This window comes from Moritella sp. Urea-trap-13 (assembly GCF_002836355.1).
Classification (GTDB): domain Bacteria; phylum Pseudomonadota; class Gammaproteobacteria; order Enterobacterales; family Moritellaceae; genus Moritella.
The window spans coordinates 100,978-123,329 of sequence record NZ_PJCA01000001.1; the positions used below are offsets into that span (position 1 = coordinate 100,978).

18 protein-coding genes are annotated in these 22,352 nt (G+C 41.3%); 7 read left to right on the top strand and 11 right to left on the bottom strand.

Annotation, left to right across the window (positions count from 1 at the left end):
* Window positions 1-201 precede the first annotated feature (201 nt).
* Window positions 202-1,107, top strand: a complete 906-nt coding sequence (locus CXF93_RS00415; RefSeq protein WP_101060688.1) for a LysR family transcriptional regulator — start codon at window positions 202-204, stop codon at window positions 1,105-1,107.
* A gap of 153 nt (window positions 1,108-1,260) precedes the next feature.
* On the opposite strand, the gene CXF93_RS00420 is transcribed toward CXF93_RS00415, so the two are convergent.
* Complete coding sequence (locus tag CXF93_RS00420; protein ID WP_101060299.1) at window positions 1,261-3,906, bottom strand: TIM-barrel domain-containing protein; 2,646 nt, start codon at window positions 3,904-3,906, stop codon at window positions 1,261-1,263.
* Between the two features lie 469 nt (window positions 3,907-4,375).
* Between CXF93_RS00420 and CXF93_RS00425 the strand changes: the two genes are divergently transcribed.
* From CXF93_RS00425 to glgX, 6 genes are all read left to right on the top strand, one after another.
* Window positions 4,376-6,505, top strand: a complete 2,130-nt coding sequence (locus tag CXF93_RS00425; RefSeq protein WP_101060301.1) for an LruC domain-containing protein — start codon at window positions 4,376-4,378, stop codon at window positions 6,503-6,505.
* 8 nt (window positions 6,506-6,513) lie between these two features.
* Window positions 6,514-7,032, top strand: a complete 519-nt coding sequence (locus CXF93_RS00430; RefSeq protein ID WP_101060303.1) for a hypothetical protein — start codon at window positions 6,514-6,516, stop codon at window positions 7,030-7,032.
* A 149-nt stretch (window positions 7,033-7,181) separates the two neighbouring features.
* The gene (locus CXF93_RS00435) at window positions 7,182-8,603 is read left to right on the top strand and encodes an ATP-binding protein (RefSeq protein ID WP_101060305.1); all 1,422 of its coding nucleotides are present in this window, start codon (window positions 7,182-7,184) and stop codon (window positions 8,601-8,603) included.
* Between the two features lie 3 nt (window positions 8,604-8,606).
* The gene (locus CXF93_RS00440) at window positions 8,607-9,287 is read left to right on the top strand and encodes a response regulator (protein ID WP_101060307.1); all 681 of its coding nucleotides are present in this window, start codon (window positions 8,607-8,609) and stop codon (window positions 9,285-9,287) included.
* Between the two features lie 150 nt (window positions 9,288-9,437).
* Entirely contained in the window at window positions 9,438-10,001 is a 564-nt protein-coding gene (locus tag CXF93_RS00445) for an EF-hand domain-containing protein (RefSeq protein ID WP_101060309.1), read from the top strand.
* A gap of 222 nt (window positions 10,002-10,223) precedes the next feature.
* Window positions 10,224-12,257 carry a glycogen debranching protein GlgX gene (gene glgX, locus CXF93_RS00450; RefSeq protein WP_101060311.1) on the top strand — a complete coding sequence of 678 codons (2,034 nt, stop codon included), beginning with the start codon at window positions 10,224-10,226 and terminating at the stop codon, window positions 12,255-12,257.
* Here the strand turns inward: glgX and CXF93_RS00455 are convergent.
* From CXF93_RS00455 to CXF93_RS00500, 10 genes are all read right to left on the bottom strand, one after another.
* The gene (locus CXF93_RS00455) at window positions 12,162-13,394 is read right to left on the bottom strand and encodes a lipase secretion chaperone (RefSeq protein ID WP_101060313.1); all 1,233 of its coding nucleotides are present in this window, start codon (window positions 13,392-13,394) and stop codon (window positions 12,162-12,164) included. The two genes, glgX and CXF93_RS00455, sit on opposite strands and share 96 nt — an antisense overlap.
* Window positions 13,395-13,523: 129 nt before the next feature.
* Window positions 13,524-14,513 carry a triacylglycerol lipase gene (locus tag CXF93_RS00460; protein ID WP_101060315.1) on the bottom strand — a complete coding sequence of 330 codons (990 nt, stop codon included), beginning with the start codon at window positions 14,511-14,513 and terminating at the stop codon, window positions 13,524-13,526.
* 558 nt (window positions 14,514-15,071) lie between these two features.
* A complete protein-coding gene (locus CXF93_RS00465) occupies window positions 15,072-15,341 on the bottom strand; it encodes a YfcL family protein (protein ID WP_017220888.1) in 270 nt (89 codons plus the stop codon).
* A gap of 3 nt (window positions 15,342-15,344) precedes the next feature.
* Window positions 15,345-16,478: an ATP-NAD kinase family protein gene (locus CXF93_RS00470; protein ID WP_101060317.1), complete on the bottom strand. Its 1,134-nt coding sequence runs from the start codon at window positions 16,476-16,478 to the stop codon at window positions 15,345-15,347.
* Window positions 16,459-17,088: an elongation factor P hydroxylase gene (locus tag CXF93_RS00475; RefSeq protein WP_101060319.1), complete on the bottom strand. Its 630-nt coding sequence runs from the start codon at window positions 17,086-17,088 to the stop codon at window positions 16,459-16,461. The genes CXF93_RS00470 and CXF93_RS00475 overlap by 20 nt, the downstream gene beginning before the upstream one ends.
* A gap of 136 nt (window positions 17,089-17,224) precedes the next feature.
* Window positions 17,225-18,043 (bottom strand): hypothetical protein, encoded by an 819-nt coding sequence (locus tag CXF93_RS00480; protein WP_232784041.1) that lies wholly within the window; start codon window positions 18,041-18,043, stop codon window positions 17,225-17,227.
* A 329-nt stretch (window positions 18,044-18,372) separates the two neighbouring features.
* Window positions 18,373-18,753, bottom strand: a complete 381-nt coding sequence (locus CXF93_RS00485; RefSeq protein WP_101060323.1) for a Rid family detoxifying hydrolase — start codon at window positions 18,751-18,753, stop codon at window positions 18,373-18,375.
* A 165-nt stretch (window positions 18,754-18,918) separates the two neighbouring features.
* Window positions 18,919-20,109 (bottom strand): cystathionine beta-lyase, encoded by a 1,191-nt coding sequence (gene metC / locus CXF93_RS00490; RefSeq protein ID WP_101060325.1) that lies wholly within the window; start codon window positions 20,107-20,109, stop codon window positions 18,919-18,921.
* Window positions 20,110-20,122: 13 nt separating this feature from the next.
* Entirely contained in the window at window positions 20,123-21,358 is a 1,236-nt protein-coding gene (locus CXF93_RS00495) for a dicarboxylate/amino acid:cation symporter (protein WP_101060326.1), read from the bottom strand.
* A 79-nt stretch (window positions 21,359-21,437) separates the two neighbouring features.
* Entirely contained in the window at window positions 21,438-22,073 is a 636-nt protein-coding gene (locus CXF93_RS00500) for a transcriptional regulator (protein WP_101060328.1), read from the bottom strand.
* Between the last annotated feature and the right edge of the window lie 279 nt (window positions 22,074-22,352).

Here is a 22,352-nt window from a genome sequence, read left to right on the forward strand (position 1 = left end):
AGTGATATGTTTAATACCGATAGCATAACCTTATGCCTTAATGTTTAAAAATATTCTCACCACGAAGTGATATAGGTTTTACCTATATCAGCAGTGATTAAAGAGATCGAAATCACAAGTTTCAACAGTTCAGGATTCCCTGCAAATTCAATAAGTGTGATACTTGTCGACAAACTTTTTCAGCCGCATAGTCATTACGTTATGGATAAAAGCTACAAACAATTTCTTGTCGTCGCCGAACTGAGTAATATCAGTCTTGCAGCCAGCCAGTTGGGTCTCAGCCAGCCAACACTAACAAATAATATTAAAAAGCTCGAAGCTAGCTTTGATGTCCCCTTGTTTATCCGCAGATCAAAAGGGGTTGAACTAACTGAATATGGAAAATTATTGCAAGAACAAGCACTCGAGCTGCAACGTCGCCATGATTCACTGTTACACAAAATGGCAGACCTGAAAGAAAGAAAAACTGAGAAAATCAAGATGGGCACAGGTGATGCTTGGTGGGAGGTATTTGTTAAAAAATCGCTTCAGCAATATAGTGAAGACAATCCTTCTATCTCGATTCAGCTTGAATTCGGTAACCATCTAAAGCTGATGGATATGCTCATACACGGTAAAATAGACCTGTTTGTCGGTCATGAAATTGTTGGCTTATCGCGGCGCTGCGATGTCACATTTATTCCTCTTCTGCAAGATAAAGAAGCGTTGTTTGTCCATCATTCTCACCCTTTGCTTGTTAATCAGTGGCGAGAAACAGATCTAGAGCGATACCCTTTGTTACAAGTAACACCAGATTCAGACGATTATCAGCATTTAGTTGAGAACCCACAACCAAAACAGCTAGAAAGGGAGCGAAAAAAAGTATCAGAGCGTATTGTTTACGAGATCAACTCATTGACCGCAAGTATAGATATTCTTAGCTCAACAACGGCAATTATGCCCTATCCGCTGAGCATGGTAGATTACTTTTCACAGGCAGACATAGTCCCCCTACCGTTAGCCCAAGACGGTCAGATTGGCACAGTCGGAATTTATCACTTGAATGAAATCCTGATAGAACACGTCGCAGACATCAAGCAGAAATTGGTATTGAATGGATATCTTTAAGCGCAGTTTAAGGAGCAAGATAAAGCCCTATCTGCCTCAGATTAATATCACTTTACTGTATTAATTGGGGGGTATTAAAGCGGTAAGGATAAATAAAGACACCCCGCTTAACTACGGCGTGCCTTTATTTTTACAGTAAAATTAGCTGAATAATTAATCTATAACTAACTTAAGCTCAGTTTTATTGTTCACTGGTAAATCTGTTGTACTAACGCTCACAACACCATCTTGCTGCGTCCAGTCGGAGATAACGCTGCCATTCAACTCAATAGCCTTCACTTTACCTTCAATGCCGTACCACGCAATAGAAAGAGGACGTGCTGCAGGTGCATTCTGATAATCGCCTTTTGCTTCAACAGTAAGCAACAATCCTTCTTCTATTTCGCGGGTTGTCAGGCTTGTCTGTCTCAGTTCCCCTTTCAAATAAGCATTGCTGGCACCATCGTCCTCATACAGAATGAAAGTACCTTGCGTACCGTAAACTTTCGCAGCTAAGGTTAAAGGCACATCACTGGTTAGCGGCATTTTCTGCTGAGAGTTCACCGGGATAATGGCACCATCACGGGCAAACAAAGGTAAACGGATCACGCTGTTGTGATAAACCGGTAACTGCTTACGCCATTCGCCTTTACTGACAGTCATCTCGCCGGTACGGTAGTCATACCACTTACCCGCAGGTAGATATAGATCCATCACCTTTTGTCCCATTTTGGCAATGCCCGCACCGAGCAAATCTTTACCCATCATCTTTTGACCTGGTAGATTCACGGCCTGCGGATCATTACCATAGTAATAATCCATTGACGGGAACACTGGCTCTGCTGAGTTATTAGCCCGATGGGCAAGTGAGTAGAGATAAGGGATCAACTGATAGCGCAGCTCGATACTGGCTTTATTACTGGCTAGATCGCCGACTCGATCCGGTGCAGTTTCCTTACAGTTACACAAGTTTTCAGTGTGCGGGCGAACTGGCACTTCAAACAACGAGCTGTAAGCAAACCACTGAGTATAAGTTTCATTGAGCGCAGCTTCGCGCTCACTTGAACGTGCTTTTAATGCTCCGCGGTGGAAACCACCAACATCTGAACTGTAATAATCAATGCCAGATAACACCATATTAGGCTGCATACTAAATTGGCTAGATAAGCTTTGCAGGTTAGTCCCTATGTCAGCCGACCACATTGTCGCGCCAAAACGCTGGATCCCCGGCGCGCCAGATCGCGACATCATAAACGGACGAACCTCCGTTTTATTACGCTGATAGCCCTGATAGATGCTTTCTAACCATTTATAGTTAAATATATTGTGAACATCGCTATGCGGTTTATTTCCGAGGAAGACGCCCTCTGCATTATACATCTCAGGCTCACCAAGATCAGTCCAGTGCCCTATTACACCCATCTCAATCAAAGGAACTCGTTTCCAGTCATGCCAATAATCACCACCAGCAACATTAGTCCAGTCAATCATACCGCCTTTACCCCACCAATGGCCAAGGTCGTTAGGATCCGTATCGATCGCTTTACCTGTTTTCGGATCTTTTATTAAATAACCTTTATCATCCAGAGCCTGATGCTCATCTAGTCCCTCACTGACATAAGACTCCTCAATCAGCATCATACCAATGCCTTGATCTTTCAATGATTGTATTTTCTTTTCCGGCTCAGGGAAGTTTTTAACATCCCAAGTTAAGGTCCCCATCTGACTAGTTGAACTGTAACTTTCGACATTACCGAACCACTGTAAATCCATGACAACCCCGTCGATCGGAAATGCTTGCTGTTTTAAGGTTTTCAGTTTGTCATCCATCTCCTGCCAGTTATCAAAACCGTATTCCGACAGCCACATACCAAACATTTTACGTGGTGGAACTAATGGGTTGCCCACCAACTTCATATATTGCTGCCTAAGTTCAGGTAACCCCTCACCCGCCATCAATAAAAAGCTCGGTTTGCCCTGTGATACCGAAACCTTCCAAGGTGTTTCCATGAAATCCCAGTTAGCCGCATAGATGGTATCGAGATACAGGGCATAATTTTGCTGCTTAGGATTAGTGGCGTACAGGATAGGGAATTGAGTATTACCTGTTGCTCCGCCCTCATAGCCTTCCATTTTATTACCGCCTTGGCGCTTAAAGCCAAGCCAGTTGCTGTTTAGCTTACCTGGGGAATGAAACTCCTGGCCCAAGCCATTAAGCTGATAGTCGCCTTGCGAAAGCAAAGTAAAGCTATGTTCCTTATCGGGACAAACGTCAGTAAGCTTTCCTTGCTTGAAGGATGTCACGGAGACACATAAATTTTGAGCATTAACGGTCACTTGAAGATTTTTCGTCGTAAAGCCATCTGAGACTTTATTTAGCTTAACGGTACCATTTAGTTTCGCGGTATTGATCAGTTCAGTCGTGGGTAAAGCGGTGTCTTTCGGCTGAGCTTTATAGGCAATATGAATGATATCATCACTTAACACATCAATTGCTAAATCCTGACCCTGCTGTTGTGATTTTTCCAACAACATCAACTGGTATTGGTTAACAATTTCATCATCAAGTTCTTTTTTCAGCGCGCTAATAAATGCGTTCTGGCTATAAAAAGTTATACCTATTAAAGGTTTAAGTGTTTTACGCACATCTACGTCAGGAATAGCGTTACGCATCCTAAAAACATCTACGGCGTCCAGTCGATAACTGATCTCGCTTTGGTAGCGAAAACGTTCAACCTCTGCATAAGCAGAACAACTCACCGCAAGTAAACTAGGCACCGCAATTCCTAAAATTAGGCGCTGCATTGACATTTTGTTCATATAATATGTTTCCTTCGTTGCTAATTATTGTTACAACACATAAATTGAAAATTAAATATTTCCCACCATAATAAAGTAATTAACAATAATTAAATCAACCCCTTGTAATTATGTAAAAGAGGATACGAAGAGAGGAGAGAATATCAATTATGAAGCGAGTCACACTAATAAGGCTTAGTATTGTAATTGAATCACTGGGCAGGTCTGTAAATAATGAAGTTAGTCACACTTTGTAGGTATGATAAACAAAAATGTGTAACTCCGCACCACAGGAACTTCAGTAAACACAATACCTCAAAAAATAAGTACACCTGCAATTTGATTATCATTCTGCGTTGCAATTTGCGAGTGCCGCGGAATATGAATATGTAAACCTTTGTTTTTAAAATTAAATTACAATTGGCTTAAGATATGCAATACAACTAAGGCACACATCAGAATACATATCCAAGGACCGAGGAATGAGAATATGATAAAACTAGCCTATCTACGTTATATATTCGTCTCACTGTTATTTTATGTGGCGACACCTCATTTACTCTACGCGGCGCCTTTTGACCTTTGCCCTACTGAGGCATTTCTCTCGCAATACAACAATAATGCCACCCACTATAAGTCTGTCGATTTATCAACAGGTGCGGTGAACACGATCCAAGTTGACGATAACCTCGGAACTGACATCATAAACGCTGTCGCTTTTAACGAAACTGACCGTTATATTTATGGCTTCAATAAACAAAAATTAGCGCTAGTCAAATTTGACCGTGACTTTAAAGCCACCGTATTACCTTTTACTAATCCGCCCACGAATAATTTTTATGTCGGTGATATTTACAATAATAACTATTATTTTTACCGCAAAAATACTGGCCTTTTCTATACCTCGTTGGATGCCAGCGATGCTGGATACCTCACGATCAACAAAATTGACGGCGCTAATCAAAACATGGGCATTGCCGACTTTGCCTTTCACCCAATCGATGGCAACATCTACGCAGTGGAAAGTGCCAGTGGTGATCTCTATCGTATAAACCCAACCGATGGCTCAGCAAGCGTCGTCGCAAACACCGGTTTCACCGCTCCCGGAAGTGCGTTTGGCGCCGCTTATTTCGATATATTAGGTAACCTTTATTTTGTCCGTAACAATGACGGTAATATTTATCGTACCGATATTACCGATCCAAATAATATTTCCGGTGCTACGGTGTATTTTGCACAAGCGTCACCAACCAACAGTAATGACGGCGCTCGCTGTGCTAATGCGCCAGTGATTTCTTCGAATACCGATTACGGCGATGCACCCGATTCTTACGGCACCACACTGGCTAATAATGGTGCTCGTCACTTGATTAACTACTACAACCACTTTTTAGGTGCGAGTGTCGATGCCGAGTCCGATGCGAGAATTTATCCGAGTTCAGATGAAAGCATCAGTATTGATGATGAAGATGGGGTGTTATTCAAAACCAGTCTAGTCCCTGGCTTAGATGGTCAAGTTAATGTTGTCATCGGTGGTGGCGCAACGAGTTACCTCAATGCTTGGTTTGACTGGAACCGCGATGGTGACTTCAATGACGCCAACGAACATGCTATCAGTGGTTTACAACTATTGCCTGGCAGTCATGATGTACTTTTCCGCGTGCCAGATGATGCCAGTGCGGGAGCAAGTTGGTCACGCTTTCGTGTCGGTAATATTGAAGATGCCAGTAATAATGGCGGTTACGTATATGGTGAAGTCGAAGATTACCAAATAGACATTACCGCAGCTAATACCACTTATATACACTACCCAAGTAAAAATGATTTTGTCACCATAGCCTACGAAGATATGTGGCCAGAAGTCGGTGATTATGATTTTAATGATGTATTGATTTATTATCGCGTCTCACAAGTGATCCAAGGCAATAAGGTCGTCAGAATAGATGTGTCTGGACAGTTAGCCGCTTATGGTGCTGATTACTCGAATGGTTTTGCTATTCAGTTACCTGGTATCGCTCGTTCACAAATAAATGAAAGCCTGATTAAACTCAGTCATAACGGTCTGGTATTACAAGGTGAAGCCCCCCTAGAGCAAGGCCAAACTAATGCGGTGGTGATAATTACCGAAAATCTAAAACATACCTTTCTAAAAAGTAATTGTGGCTTAAGTTTCTATCGCACAGAGCTAGGTTGTGCCAATAGCGATTTATTTACATTCGATATCACCATCCCATTAACAACCCCAATTGACCAGTCGGCAATGCCCACGATGCCATTAGACCCGTTCATCTTTGGTAGTGTCAATCGCAGTCGCAATGATTTCTACGGTAGTACTATGCCTGGTCGCGCTTTTGAAATTCATTTGTCTGACAAGCCTGTCACCGACCTTGGTAGTAGCAGCTATTTTGGCCAGTATGATGACAGATCACTTCCTTCGCAGACATACAGAGATGGCCGTAATTTACCTTGGGCGATAGAAGTCGGCACTCAGTGGGTTCCTGCCTATGAAGGTACCGATATCTCCATTGCTTATCCCGATTTTATTAACTTTATTCTCAGTGACGGACAGCAAAATGTCGATTGGTTTAATCACCCGATTATCAATAAAACATATCAGTAGGTATCGCTATGAACTTTAAACAACAACTACTTATCTGTACTGTGATGACAATGTCTATTTCTGCATGTGGTGGTGGCGACTCCCCATCAGGAAACGCAGCCACACCATCCAACACACCATCAGCCATCCCCAGTGTCGACGGGCCTAAGCAAGAGTTAACTCAAGATGAAGACAGCTTTATTCCAACAGCAAGTAATGACAACAGCTTATTCAATATTAATGCATCAAGTGCTTTAACCTATCAAGCATCAACAACCATGCAATTACAGATAGCGTCCAATAGTGGCCAGCCCTGCAATATCAATATTTATAAAGAATACGATAAATTTTTAGGCCCTGATTTTACGCCGAATCCCAGCAGCCAAGTCATGCAAATAAATTCTGATACCTGCAGTTATTCAGGGCCGATTTATATTTTAAACCAGCAACAAAAGCTGTTGGCAGAAGTGGTGTCATTACAGCATGCGACAACTCAGTACAGTGAGATCCTCATCACTAGCAATACCATTACGCTTAATATTGATTAACTCAGCCTTGGTTAGCTGAATCTTAGCCATTTGAAGTCCATCCTTGTATGGACTTTTTCCTTTCTACAACAAGCCGTAAGTTTGCTGATTGTGCATTTTGAAGTAGCTTGGGTATAATGATCTCGATTCCTCACCCAAAGGTCATTGAAATGCGTTTAACCATTTTCCATAAATTGTTTATCTCGTTAATACTCATTAGCATGCTAATGATGGTAAGCATGGCATTGCTGATCAATAACAGCTTTCAAAATGGCTTTCAAAGCTACCTGAACCAGAGTGAAGTCGAACGAATTGAAAACATGGCTGAAAATATCAGTGACTATTACTCAGCAGATCAAGGCTGGCGCAAACTACAACAACAGCCTGAATTATGGCGACAGCTGTTAAGAAATATTGGCGAGCACCCCAGAAAACCAAAAGATATTGCTGATACAGCAGCAAGAAAAAGCCGTTCCAATTATAACCGACTCGAAGTACGTCTTAACTTACTCGATGTAAATGGTCAATCCATTATTGGTAACCGTAAAAACTTAAAGCGCTTACATGACAATGTCCAAATTACCAAGGTTGCAATCACCCAAGATGGACAAACCATTGGCTGGTTATCCATTATCCAAAGAGAAAATATTAAAGGCCATTTAGCCGAACGTTTCTTAAGACAACAACTCGACAACTTTTATTGGATTGCAGCTTGGGCTGCGCTGTTCTCATTCATTGTCGCGGCATTATTAGTACGTCATTTTTTAAAACCACTAAAAAACTTAGATAACGCCGCTAAATCATTATCTAACGGTAATTTTGATTATCAAATTGATATACGTGGTAAAGATGAATTGGCCGAATTATCGCTCGCCTTTAACTTATTAACCACTAAACTCAAGGTCCAGAAACATGCTCGAGAACAGTGGTTGTCCGATATTTCTCATGAACTGCGCACCCCGATTGCGGTGTTGCTCAGTGAAATAGAAGCCATTGAAGACGGTATCCGTAAACCCGAGCCAAGGTATATAAGATCATTGCACGATCAAGTCATGACCCTGACCCGCTTAGTCGATGATTTATATTCGTTATCATTATCTGATAGTGGCGTGCTTATCGATACTTCACACAAAGTTGATATCACTAATATCATCAATAATATTGCCAATCAAAATGAAGTGCGTTTAGCCGATAAACACATTGCCATACAACGCTTGTACGATCACAATCAGTGCACGTTACTACACGCCGATGCCAAATCAATAGCACAGTTAATTGGTAATTTATTTGAAAACAGTTACCGCTATACCAACCCCAATGGGCAAATAAATATTAACCTGCAGCAGACACCTGTCGCGGTAATATTAACCATTGAAGACAGTGCCCCAGGCGTGCCAGATGACGCGTTACCCAAACTGTTTGAGCGCTTATACCGCGTCGATAAATCACGCAGCCGTGCTAATGGTGGCTCCGGTTTAGGTTTATCCATTTGTGAAAACATCGTCAAAATGCATCATGGCAAGATCAGTGCCCAGCACTCTGAACTTGGCGGCTTAAAAATAACTATATCTCTTCCGATTAAGGACAATTAATCCATGACACAGTCAGAAAAAACAATACTCGTGGTTGAAGATGAGCCGTCACTGGCCATTGTTTTATGTGAATACCTAGCGCAAGCTGGATTCCAAACCCACATCATTGATAATGGCCTTGAGGTGATTGACTGGGTGAAGCAACACAACCCTGATCTGCTTATTCTGGATTTAATGCTGCCCTATCGTGACGGCTTAGATATCTACCGTGAATTGCGCACCTTTAGCCAAGTACCCGTGGTGATGGCAACTGCGCGGGTGGATGAAATAGATCGTTTATTAGGTCTAGAACTCGGCGCCGATGATTATATCTGCAAGCCATACAGCCCCCGTGAAGTGGTCGCACGGATCAAAAACGTATTACGCCGTACTGTCGAAGTTACCGCTGCGTCAGCACAACATGGCCTCGTGATTAATGATGAACAAATGAAAGCCACGTTTGACAATAATGAACTGACTTTAACGCCCGCAGAATTTCGTCTATTAAGCTTTTTTAACCAACATTCAGGTCAAGTATTTAATCGCGACCAACTGATGCAAAAGATTTATGCTGATCATCGTTTGGTCACCGACCGCACCATTGATAGTCACATTAAAAATTTGCGCAAAAAATTACAAGATGCAGCACCGGACAATGAATACATCAAATCCATTTATGGGGTTGGCTATCGCTTTACGCTGTAATTATTTTGGTCTTTTTTAATATTATGGGTAATCTCCACATTTCCTCCATAATTCCTGCGCATTTGTTGCTTATAGTTACTCCATCAACAGGTTAACTCACGGTGAGTTAATCTTGTTTAAGACTAACAACCAGCAACAAGTGAGATTATTATGAAAAAGACATTCTTTATTACCGCAGCCTTATTAACAGCGATGACTACTACGACGTTTGCTTATGCAGATAACCATAACAAGCAAGGTAACCATATGTCTTTTGAACAAATGGATACCAACCAAGATGGTCAAGTGTCAAAAGAAGAAGCCACTGGTCGTCTAGCTGAAAACTTTGATAAATTCGATACTGACAACAATGGTTTCGTTAGCAAAGCAGATTTGCCAAACAAAGGTAAACATCATCAAGGCGAAAAATTTGCCGCAATGGACACCAACAACGATGGTAAAATATCAAAAGACGAAGCCACTGGTCGTCTAGCTGAAAACTTTGATAAATTCGATACTGACAACGATGGTTTCATCACTAAAGCTGATATGAAAAATAAAGGTAAGCATCATAAAGGTAAAAATCATCGAGGCATGATGTTCAAGCAAATGGACACCAATAACGATGGTAAAGTTTCTAAAGAAGAAATGAACCAATACTTTGATAAATTAGATTCAAACGGCGACGGTTTCATCACCAAAGAAGATATGAAAGCACAGCATTACAAGCGTTAATTAAGCACAAACAATAAATTATTCAATCACTCCAATGCTTGTTAGTTTTCGCTAACAGGCATTTTTTATTACCCTGCTACCTATTTTTTAACCAAAAAGTATAACTTTAGTGTTAACTGGATCATGTTTATTCGTGTAAAAGCTCCTTTAACGATCTGAATTACATAAGATGAAGATAACCTATAAATGTGACCTAGCTAACAAACTAAGTGTGAGTGATTTATGTCAAAATCTTACCCCCTGGGTGCAAACTTGCAGCCTGCGAACAGCTTAAAACCACAAGGCTGTAACTTTGCGATATATGCACCGGACTGTGCTAGCTTGCAGCTGGTCTTATTTAATGGCAAAACACAGCGCAGTTTTACTATCGACAACAAATATGCCGGTGTGCATCATATTTTCATTAGTGATATTAGCGCCGGACAAGAATATGGTTTTTCAAGCAATATAGATGGTCAAGATTGGTTGTTGCTCGACCCTTACGCAAAGGCCGTCAGCAAAGCACCTTATTACAAACCACCGTACAGTGCCGAAAAAAGTTGGCACCTGGCCAAAGCGCTAGTTACCGACAATGTTTTTGATTGGCAAGGTGTACCGCAGCCAGATGTACCGTTGGCTGAAACAATTTTATTAGAAACCCATACCAAAGGCTTTAGCCAATTAAATCCCGCGATCACCTCCGCTGCACCAGGTAGTTATCAAGCATTAGCAGACCCTGTCAATATCACCTTATTAAAACAACAAGGTATTACCAGTGTACAGCTCCTGCCTGTTGCCGTATGTATGCACGAACCGCACTTATTAAATCAACAAGGAGTTAATTTTTGGGGTTACAGTACGCTCGCATTCATGGCTCCCGATCCGCGTTACGCGACTGTTGATGCGGTCACAGAATTAAAAACTGCGATCAGAGAGCTGCATAAGAACGGCATCGAAGTTATTTTAGATGTGGTCTTTAACCATACCGCAGAAGGTGGCCAAGATGGACCAATATTCAATCTTAAAGCGCTCGACCATCGTTATTACTTACGGGATGAAAATGGCCTACGCAACTACACTGGTTGTGGCAATAGTTTAGATTTGACTCACCAAGCTAGCCTTAATTTAGTCATGGACAGCTTGCGTTATTGGGTAAGTGAATATCATATTGACGGTTTCCGTTTTGATTTAGCCGCCACACTCGGCCGTAAAGGCGATCGCTTCAACCAACAAGCACCTTTTTTCCACGCTGTTGCCCAAGACCCTATTTTACAGCCGACTAAACTTATCGCTGAACCTTGGGATATTGGCCCTGATGGCTATCAGTTAGGTTATTTCCCTGATGGTTGGAACGAATGTAACGATAAATTCCGCGATACAGTGCGCAGCTTTTGGCGTGGCGACCACGGTTACTTAAAAGATTTTGCCACTCGAATTATGGGCTCTCGTCACTTCTTCAGTGGCAGCCGCTGGCCACATAAACTGCCAGTCAATTATATTGCTTACCATGATGGCTTTACCCTGCAAGACTTAGTGTCTTACAACGATAAACATAATTGTGCTAATGGCGAAAATAATCGTGATGGCCATGGCGATAACCGCTCATACAATTGTGGTATTGAAGGAGTAACCGGTAATGTCGAAATTATCGCCTTTCGTGAAAAACAAAAGCGTAATTTGATCACCACTTTACTGTTTAGTTTTGGCATACCACATATGTTGGCTGCGGATACCGTATCTCATACTCAAGGTGGTAACAACAATGCTTACTGTCAGGATAATGCAATCAGCTGGCTAAACTGGCAGATGGACGAATTAAAACAAGAATTCCAAGATTGGTTAAGCAAGATGATCGCAGCGCGTAAACAATATATGCTGCCATTCATTGCCGCGTTTACCGGCGATGGACGTAATGATCACCGAATCAGCTGGTACTGCAGTAATGGCGAAGTGATGCAACAACATGACTGGGAACATCAAAGCAGCTTAGGCCTACACTTAGGTCTGAACACGGATGGCGATGAATTATTATTGTTATTCAACCAAATCGATACTCCTGTCGATTTTAAACTGCCTGATGTACCGCCAATTTGGCACCGAGTTTGTGATACTAGTTCAATGCACCTAGCACCATTGAATGTAAACGATCACTATCAATTAGCTGGTCGTTCTATGGTGGTATTACAACGCAGTGGTGTGAGCACTAATGCTGTTAGTCTCACTGATACTGTTGTTACTAAGGGTGCTGCTACGACGAGTACTGTCGATACCATCTAAGGCACTAACGCGTTTAATTTCTTGGGGGCTGAAGTAAGCCTCCCGTAATTGCGCAATTTCGAGCTGTTGTTGCTCACTATCGCTGTTCTCATCAGCCGCGTTATTAGTAATAACAGCCAACTCTTCTCTATATTCAGCTAACTTTACCTGCCACTGCTGACGCTTCACATCCAATGCAACTAAACGGTCAGCCACTGCTGGCGAAAATGATTGTTGAGTAAAATTTTGTAGTTCTGCCTGACTCGCCCCTTGTGTTTGCAAAGTCTGATACTGCTCGCGATATTGATTGAGTTGATTGGCGGTATGCTGTTGTGCTAATAACCACTCCGGCGCTGTGGTATCAAGTTCGGCTTGCGCGACTTGTTTCTCAGTATCAGTTAATGCCTTGTTTTGATTAATCGCCGCCAACCTTAGCATATAGCCTTCATACTCATCGGCTTGACCAAAAAAAGCCGCAATAACATCATCATCCAAAAAAGTTGTTCGCGCATCAAGCACCATTTCACGCACCTGAATCACGTTCTCTAACGCATATTCACTGTTATTTATACCATCGATACTTTGCTCAAATACAGGCTCAAATTCCAACTCAAATTGCTGCTTGATTGCTGTCACTTGATTTAAATATTGTAAATAACCCGAAAATATATCCATACCTTGAATCAATGCAGGATCAACAAGTTGCGATGTCAGGCTATGTTTAATACGAGTAACGATAATATCTAAACTTTCCTCGCCCATTGCCGAGAGATAAAAATCGAATAGGTGCTGAATTTTTTTATTAATAATTAAATCACCAAACTCATTAACATCAAGCATGAGTGGCAACGCGGAGCCTAATAATGAGCTTGGCAGTAACAACGGCACTGCTTGTTGATCTGTATTTTCAGCAAGCACATCATCACCCTGATTAACCAAGGCATTGATGGCTTCAGGTGTTAATGGATAGCTAACCTGCTGCTTTGCTATTTGCGAGGTGACTATTTTTGATGCCGCTATTGGCGATAAAAGTGGCGACGCTGGTTTTGTGGCGATGGATTGCGCATCGTCTGACGATAAAAAGAGTACCCAGCCCGCAACCGCAATAACCCCAGATAACGCAGTAGCAATAATAAGCGGTGTTGATTTAAACGACATGACAGTCTCCATCTAACTAAATTCTGTAGATAGCTAATCATGATGAATAGCTATCTACTTTAAATAAACACTATAAATAGTAGCACCGTGATAAATCCACAGTGCTTACCACATGTTAAAATAGCTAATTTACAGCCCAGCGTTGGTTAAACGCTTCGCATGTGCCGCATATAAAGGTAAAGGGCTAGTACTACCTAGGCCGCGTAAACCAAACATGCCGTTAATTTCATCGGCGTGATTCATGGTGTAATCATCACGGATCACTTTACCTAAATGCGTAGAACAGCGTCCAACAACACCATCATTGGCTTCATCTATCGTTAAGTAAGTCACCGCTAATAAACCGTCAGCAAGATCCAGAACATTAGAGTTGAACACAGGGTTATAGGTACCGCCCCATGAATAATAAGCTACATCATTCACCTTATGATCGCCGTCATTGACTGAATAATCATAAACCCAGTTTGGCCACCACCACGAACCAGCATTATAACTCGGTGTGACTTTACACTCGCCCTGTCTTAAACCTTCAGGATATTTAGCATTAAAAATAGCCGCATCTTTAGAGTTCAATGCTTCTAGAGAACCCATCGCATTTACAGCGTTATCACTATTGCCAGTAGCAACAGCGAGTAAGCTGGCGACTGCATTACCAATAGCCATTGCCGGGCCTTCTAATGGTGAATCTTTAATTACATCTGCGGTACCAGAACCACGATGCGGAGAACCCACCGACGTGACTGATGCGACCAATTCAGGTCGTACTGACGCCACATAACGTGAATCAATCCCACCTTGAGAGTGCCCAATTAAGTTAAACTTCTCAGCCCCCGTCACCGCTCTCAGTTGCTCTAAATAACTCAGTAACTGCTCACCACGTACTTCACTGGTATCATAACCACTGACTTGTGGCGTATACACGTCTGTCGCGCCAACATCGGCTAATGCCCCTTTCACACCATAAAAGTAATCAGCTAACACACTATCAAACCCTGCTAAGCCATGCACTAATACTACCGGGTATTTAGTTTTCCCCGTGGTATCCGCTTGTACAGGTGCAACCATGAAGCATAAGGCTCCAGCTAAGACAGGAAGTAAAATCCGAGTTTTTTTTAACATAGTTAATCCTTTATTGTTAAGTTATCGCCAACTAGTTTAATGATCGAAATACCATTAAGTTATCGCAAAATTGCGCACTCATAATGACAACCTGTCTCGATTGGAGTGCAGAAAAGTTATAACGTAAAAAAACAACAGGTACAACCAGATGAAATAAGTAAGTGGAATCAATGGCGTTTAGAGGTAATGTTAAACTTTAGTTCTAACAACAAGTTAAAACCCAAATTTATACAGCGTAAATAATTAAACAATAAACATTAACATCCAAATGTGAAACGTTCTCAGTCAGTAGGAATACCGCAGAAATCATTTTTTAATTACAGCTAAGTGTTTGTAGATGAATAATATTCTTGTGAAATACTAATTTGAAATTAAATTACATTTAATATAAAAATGTTTATGGTTATCAGATCTAGCTCATACTAACGCATGAGCTTAGGTTTATGACAGGCACAAAAAAACCAGTAATCAGATTACTGGTTTAAAATGATAAGCCACTTTAATCGGTGATAATAGCCGTTAAAACGGCCTGATTAATCATAATCATTTAATCGAATATCAATGTTTATTGATATCATCCCACATGCCCAGTACCAGCGCTTGTTTCTGAGGAGTTAACTCATTAGCAACAAGTGCATCGCGTAGACTGTGTACGACCTGAAACTTAATGTCGTGGGGATAGATTTTACCTATATTTTCGCACTTCGCCGTAGCAAAAGTGACATGGCCGTGTAAATATTCAGCCGCAAATAGTTGATCCGACGTTCCTTGTTCTACAAATCCATCAAGCTTTTCCATTAGCTTGCTTTGATAAGTAGGTTTAGACAATGATTAATCCTCATATTCTGGGTTGGCGACACGATACATGATGTAATCACGATAACCTGTGGTTACACGAATAAAACCTGATAATGCTTGGTCTAATTCAACATCCCCCGTGTCTACGATTAAGGGGCGTCCTGCTAATGCCGACAACTTAGTTTTGGTTGCCAACACAATAATATTTTCTTTACCGATTTGTTTAATCAACTGCGGCGACAGTTGTTGATTACCACGACCAAAAATATGCCCCTGACCACCAATTAAAGTAATGACTAATTTACAGGGTTTATCTTGCGTCAACGCCAATAACTGCGCTGCCGTTTGGTCCGCAGCAATCAATTCATGCTGATGTACAACATCAACACCTAATAAGGTATTATCTAGTCCTAATTCAGCCATGGTGAATGCCACCGTTGACCCAGAACCCATAATATAATATTCATCTTCCATATCTGCCATGACATCAGCAGCTATGTCGGTAAGCACGAGTTCGTCTGATTCAATCCCGCCCATTTTTACGCTTTGTACATAACGTAAATCGCTCGGTACCATCATCTCGCCATAGCGCTTAGCTTTTACTGTGCCTTGACGAAATGCGACTTCATCAATATCCATCACGTCGGCATCCGCCAAGGTAACCAGTTCGCCTAAAATCAATCGACGAACCACACAACCTGCAGCTTTGGGGGTGACACCATAAACGCCGGAATGGATCTTACAGCCTGCAGGGACACCTAATACCGGCACAACATCGTTTATCGTCGCGCAAATATTACGCGCAGTACCATCGCCACCAGCAAACAATAATAAGTCGATGTCTTGTGCTAATAATGCTTCAACTGCGGCATAAGTATCTTGTTCTGTGGTCATGTCATTGGCAGGTCGATAAGCTACTGTAACATTAAGGCCTAGCTCTAAACTGCAACGCTCGCCCATTTCACCACCCGCGGTCACCACGCTAAAGCGCTGAGCAAGATCAGCAAACTGACCTAATGCTTGTAACATACGATGATTGGCTTGCGGTATAGCACCTAAATTCAGTGCTTGTTGGGCAACATTATCACTGCCTTTTAATGCTACGCTGCCACCAACGCCAGCAATTGGATTAACAATAACACCCAGTTTAAACGGCTTCACATTCATACATTCCTCGATAATCAAAATCTGCTAATGTCAGCGGCTTAGTATTATAAAATGCCTGTAATGCATTAACCAAGGCTTGCGTGCGCGTTGATAAACCGTTTGCTAAATATGTTTGTACTTGCTTGTGGATCTTGTGTTGAAAAGCCAATCGGTCAATGACAATATCAGCCAAATTATCGGCACTGACGCGGAACGTAAATCCAGCGGTAACACAAATAATCCATTCAATCGCTTGCGGCACGATCTCTACTTTTTCAAATTCAGCTTGCTGTTGCGCATTACGCCCATCAGCAATATACCAGTAACCAAAATCAACTAATTGATGACGCGCTAATCCCGCGACTAACCAATGTGAAATCTCATGCATACCACTGGCAAAAAAACCATGAGCAAAAATAATACGATGATAAGCACAACTTACATATTGTTCAAAATCAGTATTAGCTGGCATGTAAATAGGTTCATCATCGCCTTTCACTAATCGGGTATTAAATTCGCTTGAAAACGTGTGGTTAAAAACAGCAATCAAGTCTTGGTATTGATGTTGCTCATCGCTTACATCGTTTGCTAATAAATTGTTTGCTAATAAGTCTTTTAAATCGTCTTGCATACTGCGCCTAGCTAATCTGTTAATTACTGAGCACTATTTAATGAGCAGGATTATACCCCTATGGTGGTGGTATTTCCGCTACTATATCGAACTCAAATCGGTAACTTTCGCTAGTAGAATACTCCTTTACGCGATATTAATCTAATACTGCTAACGAACTTAATGCCACAATCCCTACGCGAGCAGCAGTCCCCCAGCTAGCTTCAGCGGTAAGTAATAATTCATTCTCACTTTGCCAAAGGATGCTCTCCCATTGCCCGTAAGGCGCGAGATTAAAGCGTCTTGCAGCATCCCAGTTCAACACCTTGTTTTCAATCGGAATAATCCAAATAAAAGGATGTTTATAAATTAAGCTGCTATCGTAACCAAGCAGCACTAGCTGACCAGTGGCAGCATTATAATCTGCAGCCGTGATCAAGCCATCAACATTCAATGTTTGCGCCGGGATCACTTCAATGACTCGGTCTGTCGCTCCGTGCTTATTAATATCGACCAGATCAAGTCGATATAAGCGACTTTCTAGATTGGACCAATTTTTACTTAGCACCCATAACTCTTCACCTACCACTGTCGAGGCTTCACAATCATAATCATGCATATAACTGGTTAATTCTTCTTCAGGCTCATCCGCCATTGAAAAACGCGTGGTATTAACTGCTGCAATAGTCTCGCCATCATCAGCTCGCATTAACGTGTCAGTATCAATATTAATAATGCTGCGACTATCACGAGTACCATGATTATCACCACAATCCATAACAAAAAGACGGCCTGCAGACTGCGCTAACTCTTCCCAGTCATAACTCATCACGTCATCGACATGAACTTGTTTGATTACTTCACCAGTATATTGATTGACTTGGTATAAATTAGAACCATCACCGCTATCATTGACAGTCCAGGTTTGACCACCAAACTGAGCTAATCCAGACGTCTCTTTTACTTTGTCCTGCAATAGTGTTTGTATCTTAATATCGAGCACAGGGTAGTTTTGCAGTGGCTTTGACCAATATAGATGGCCGCTAATCCCTGCAACGATTAAAATTATAAGAAACCGAAATAGTATTTTTATTATTTTTTTAAACATCCTAACCCTAAATAATTTAATTTATCCATCACCATCTAATGATAGATCTATACCAGAATTATCATTTGAAACAAGTCTCTTATCATAAACAGTTAGCAATAGGGTCATATCACCTATGTAGTCAACTTGATTAATTTGGTTTTTTGGACACAAAAAAGCCGACACATGCCGGCTTAATAAAATAAAGGTTGTGGTTATTATTTTACGTGGGCAATCGCTTCAACTTCGACTTTTACCCCTAACGGTAAATCTTTAACTGCAAAGCAGCTACGTGCCGGACAATCAGTATTGAAAAAGCTTTGGTAAACTTCATTGAACTGCGCAAAATCGCTGATATCAGCAAGGAAACAAGTCGTTTTTAAAACCGTACTCAAATCGCCGCCACCAGCAAGCAGAACCTGATTTAGGTTTTCTAGCGACTGCTTACTTTGCTCAACAATACCGCCAGCAACCACAGCACCAGTGCCTTTATTCACAGGAAGTTGCCCTGAGGTAAAAATCAGTCCCGCAAAGGCTGTGCCATGTGAGAAAGGGCCGATAGCTGCTGGTACTTGTTCTGAATGAATAATTGTTTTCATAATATCCTGACTATTTTATTAACACTGCGATTCACAATGTTTTATTAACATTTTTATAAAAAGTGTTTTATTAACATGTATTTAATAAAAATGATTTAATGATGATCTATACGTTTTAGATCCCTTGCCTCACAAGGAAGCAGGGGAATCTATCGAACTGAGTAATTAAGATTCAATACGCTGAAATCCAGCGATCAGATCTTCAATTAAATCCTCGGCATCTTCTAAGCCAATGTGTAAACGTATCAGCGTACCGGAGAAATCGACACCGCCTGCAGGGCGAATGGCATCAAGTTCCTCAGGCTGATTAGCAAGAACCAAAGACTCATAGCCGCCCCATGAATAAGCCATACTAAAGTGTTTGAAGTTATCTAAGTATGCTGCCACTTGCTCATCAGATAAACGCTCTTTCAGAATGAATGAGAATAAGCCGTTACAACCGTTAAAGTCGCGCTTATAGAATTCATGACCTTTACAGCTTGGTAATTCCGGATGATTAACACGCTCTACTTCTGGGCGTTCACTTAACCAGTTGGCAATCTTAATACTGCTCTGCTGATGTTGTTTCAAACGCACACCCATAGTGCGAAGACCGCGAGACGCGACATAAGCTGTATCGGCGTCAACCATTTGTCCCATTAAATATGAACGTTCGCGAAGACGGTCCCAACAGCGCGCATTAGAAACAGCGGTACCTAACATTGCATCGGAATGACCAACAATATATTTAGTACCCGCTTGGATAGAAATATCGATGTCGTGCTCAAGGGCTTTAAACAAAATACCTGCCGCCCAAGTGTTATCAATCATGATAATTATTTCAGGATTAACGGCGCGGATCGCGTTAACCATTGATGGAATATCTTGCACTTCCATTGTCACTGAGCTTGGCGATTCCAAGAACACCACTTTAGTGGTCGGTTGGATCAATTCAGCAATCTCAGCGCCAATCATTGGATTGTAGTACGTCGTGCTGACATTCAAATCTTTTAGGATGATATTACAAAAATCTTGTGTCGGCTCATAAGCTGCGCCAGTCATCAATACATGATCACCCGCTTCGACAAACGCTAAAATAGAATTAGTCACTGCAGCAGCGCCACATGGATATAATGCACAACCGGCACCGCCTTCCAATTCAACCATCGCTTCTTGCAAAGAGAAGTGCGTGATGGTGCCACGACGTCCATAGAACAACTCGCCTTTAGCACGATTAGCTGTCGCGAATTTTTTCGCTTTTACAGAATCAAATACCAAAGATGATGCGCGTTGGATCACAGGGTTAACAGAGCCTTGTCCGAATTTTTTTGAACGACCAGCCGTTACTAATAATGTACTCATTTTATTTGTAGACATAATAATTCTCTTCTTAAGCTTGTTGTAAGTTGGTTTGAGATTGAGTTTCTAATTTTTCGCCGCGTTTCATGAAACGTTCTACAATTTGTGTTGCGTTTAAGTCATTCACAACGTTAAGCATGGTTGCTGGTGCATCGGTAATAGCACCAATAACGACTAGGATTGGGATACATTCGATTGGCAGACCCAGTGAGGTAACAATGAATATCTCACCTAAGAATGCGCCACCAGGTACACCACCGACAATGATTGCCGATAATACTGAAATAACGATAGTGATGAAGAATACTTCAGGGGTAAATTCAAGCCCTAACACGGCGTAGATGAATACAATTTTCAGTGCCGCAATCATCGCCACACCACCTTTATTAAGGTTTGCTAGTAGTGGTAAACAAATATCGACGATGTCATCTTTGATGCCCATATTTTTAGCTGCACGAATGTTTACTGGTAATGTGCCTAATGAAGAACAAGTACCTAAAGCGGTAGCTGACGGTTCAAAGGCATTTTTCCAGAAAGCGCGTACAGCGTTGGTGCCGCCGCCAATCCATGAGTAAAAGGTAGAGCCAACCACAAAGTAAATAGCGGTAGCAGCAAAGAATAAACCAATCGCTCGAGCAAAAGTCACTAGCAGCTCAGGATCTTGACTCGCCATTGTTGACGCGAAATATGCACCAAGACCAACCGGCGCACCAACCATGATGATAGAAACCACTTTCATGATAACTTCGTTTAGGCTGTTAAGCAGGTCAGCAATTTTCTTGCCGCTTTCACCTGATTGACCAATCGCGATACCAGCGATAATCGACATAACAATAAGGGCGAGGATATTAGACTTAGACAGCAGACCAACAAAGTCATTGGTTGTTAGCATACTTGCGAAGTCAATCTTGCCAGCTTCTGCGGTAAAGTCCTTAGCTAATTCAAGTGTTACACCTTGTGCAGGATCAAAGATAGATGCTAGACCAACAATGCTGACAGCAGGGATAATTGCCATCATAATTGAAACGACTAGAATAATACCGAGCATTTTACCGAGCTTCTTCAAATCAGTCATACTAGCAATCGATGACATAACGCTGACACTAACTAGCGGTACAATGATCATGAATAGCAGGTTTAAAAATATCTGACCAATTGGTTTTAGCGTCAGTGCGAAATCGGGTAAGTAAATACCGATTGCCCCACCGATGACTAAAGCGGTTAATAGTATGATTGATGATTTATAAGGTTCGAGCTTTTTCCACATTGTCATAATTCCATAATTTTTAATGATACCGTCGAGCCGTTACACTGCATGTAATAGCTCATGCTTAATTATTTTTCATTTATTTTAAGTAGCGATATAAAGTCTGTTCTGAAATATCCAACATTTTGGACACCTTCTGCACATTCCCTTTGATGGTAAATAATCCTGACTTCTCAACCGTTTTAACAAACACATTTTTTTCAGGTAAACTTAATCGTGATAACACCGTTAGATTTAACTCATTTTGAGCCTGCTCTATAATGCTATTACTGACGTCCTCTATAGAGTTATAGAAATTCTCATCCCGAGCCTCTGCGACTTCATGATCAGGTATGCTTGCTTTAAGCATATCAATAGCACTTTTAACGTTACTGTCATCAATATTTAAACAGAGCATGTATTCAGGTTTATTGTTTTTAAAGATCATCAAGGTTGATGAACGTAGCTCTGCACCATTGCCAGCACGCCCCCGATAATTCAGTAAAAATGGTTCTTTGTTGCCTTGTTCCGTATTTCCTTGTTCAATACTTTTTATTTGTTTTAATGCCAAGTCAGTCGCTGGAGAACCTATTTGTCTCCCGGTAATATGGCCATTTTCAATTGCCACTATCGACTTTGATACATCACTTAAATCATGTATTACAATTTCACAATGAGAACCGATAACACCTGCGATAAACTTTATCAGTACACTAAAATCTATTTCTATTTTCATTTATCTTGCCCTCCAGACTATGATGAGAAGTATACCTTTGGGGGTACTAATAAATGTGATCGCTAAGAGATTTTTATCGTGATAATAATTTTTTAGCACTACAATTTTTCACTTGATCATGAAATAAATTCAAGTTTACAATTTAAAGGTGAAATAAATTCAATTAAATGCAGGTTTGTTGATCTGAAGATATTGACGTTAGCGCAATAACACATTCTTACGACGCTGGCATGAAAATGCCATTGATGCAGGGAAAGCAAAGCTCTCAGGAGTCCTGCG

Coding starts and splice junctions, on each gene's coding strand:
- CXF93_RS00415 (WP_101060688.1), top strand. CDS start 202: ATGGATAAAAGCTACAAACAATTTCTTGTCGTCGCCGAACTGAGTAAT.
- CXF93_RS00495 (WP_101060326.1), bottom strand. CDS start 21,358: ATGTGGAAAAAGCTCGAACCTTATAAATCATCAATCATACTATTAACC.
- CXF93_RS00470 (WP_101060317.1), bottom strand. CDS start 16,478: ATGAATGTGAAGCCGTTTAAACTGGGTGTTATTGTTAATCCAATTGCT.
- CXF93_RS00440 (WP_101060307.1), top strand. CDS start 8,607: ATGACACAGTCAGAAAAAACAATACTCGTGGTTGAAGATGAGCCGTCA.
- CXF93_RS00455 (WP_101060313.1), bottom strand. CDS start 13,394: ATGTCGTTTAAATCAACACCGCTTATTATTGCTACTGCGTTATCTGGG.
- CXF93_RS00445 (WP_101060309.1), top strand. CDS start 9,438: ATGAAAAAGACATTCTTTATTACCGCAGCCTTATTAACAGCGATGACT.
- CXF93_RS00475 (WP_101060319.1), bottom strand. CDS start 17,088: ATGCAAGACGATTTAAAAGACTTATTAGCAAACAATTTATTAGCAAAC.
- CXF93_RS00425 (WP_101060301.1), top strand. CDS start 4,376: ATGATAAAACTAGCCTATCTACGTTATATATTCGTCTCACTGTTATTT.
- CXF93_RS00430 (WP_101060303.1), top strand. CDS start 6,514: ATGAACTTTAAACAACAACTACTTATCTGTACTGTGATGACAATGTCT.
- CXF93_RS00435 (WP_101060305.1), top strand. CDS start 7,182: ATGCGTTTAACCATTTTCCATAAATTGTTTATCTCGTTAATACTCATT.
- CXF93_RS00500 (WP_101060328.1), bottom strand. CDS start 22,073: ATGAAAATAGAAATAGATTTTAGTGTACTGATAAAGTTTATCGCAGGT.
- CXF93_RS00485 (WP_101060323.1), bottom strand. CDS start 18,753: ATGAAAACAATTATTCATTCAGAACAAGTACCAGCAGCTATCGGCCCT.
- glgX (WP_101060311.1), top strand. CDS start 10,224: ATGTCAAAATCTTACCCCCTGGGTGCAAACTTGCAGCCTGCGAACAGC.
- CXF93_RS00420 (WP_101060299.1), bottom strand. CDS start 3,906: ATGAACAAAATGTCAATGCAGCGCCTAATTTTAGGAATTGCGGTGCCT.
- metC (WP_101060325.1), bottom strand. CDS start 20,109: ATGTCTACAAATAAAATGAGTACATTATTAGTAACGGCTGGTCGTTCA.
- CXF93_RS00460 (WP_101060315.1), bottom strand. CDS start 14,513: ATGTTAAAAAAAACTCGGATTTTACTTCCTGTCTTAGCTGGAGCCTTA.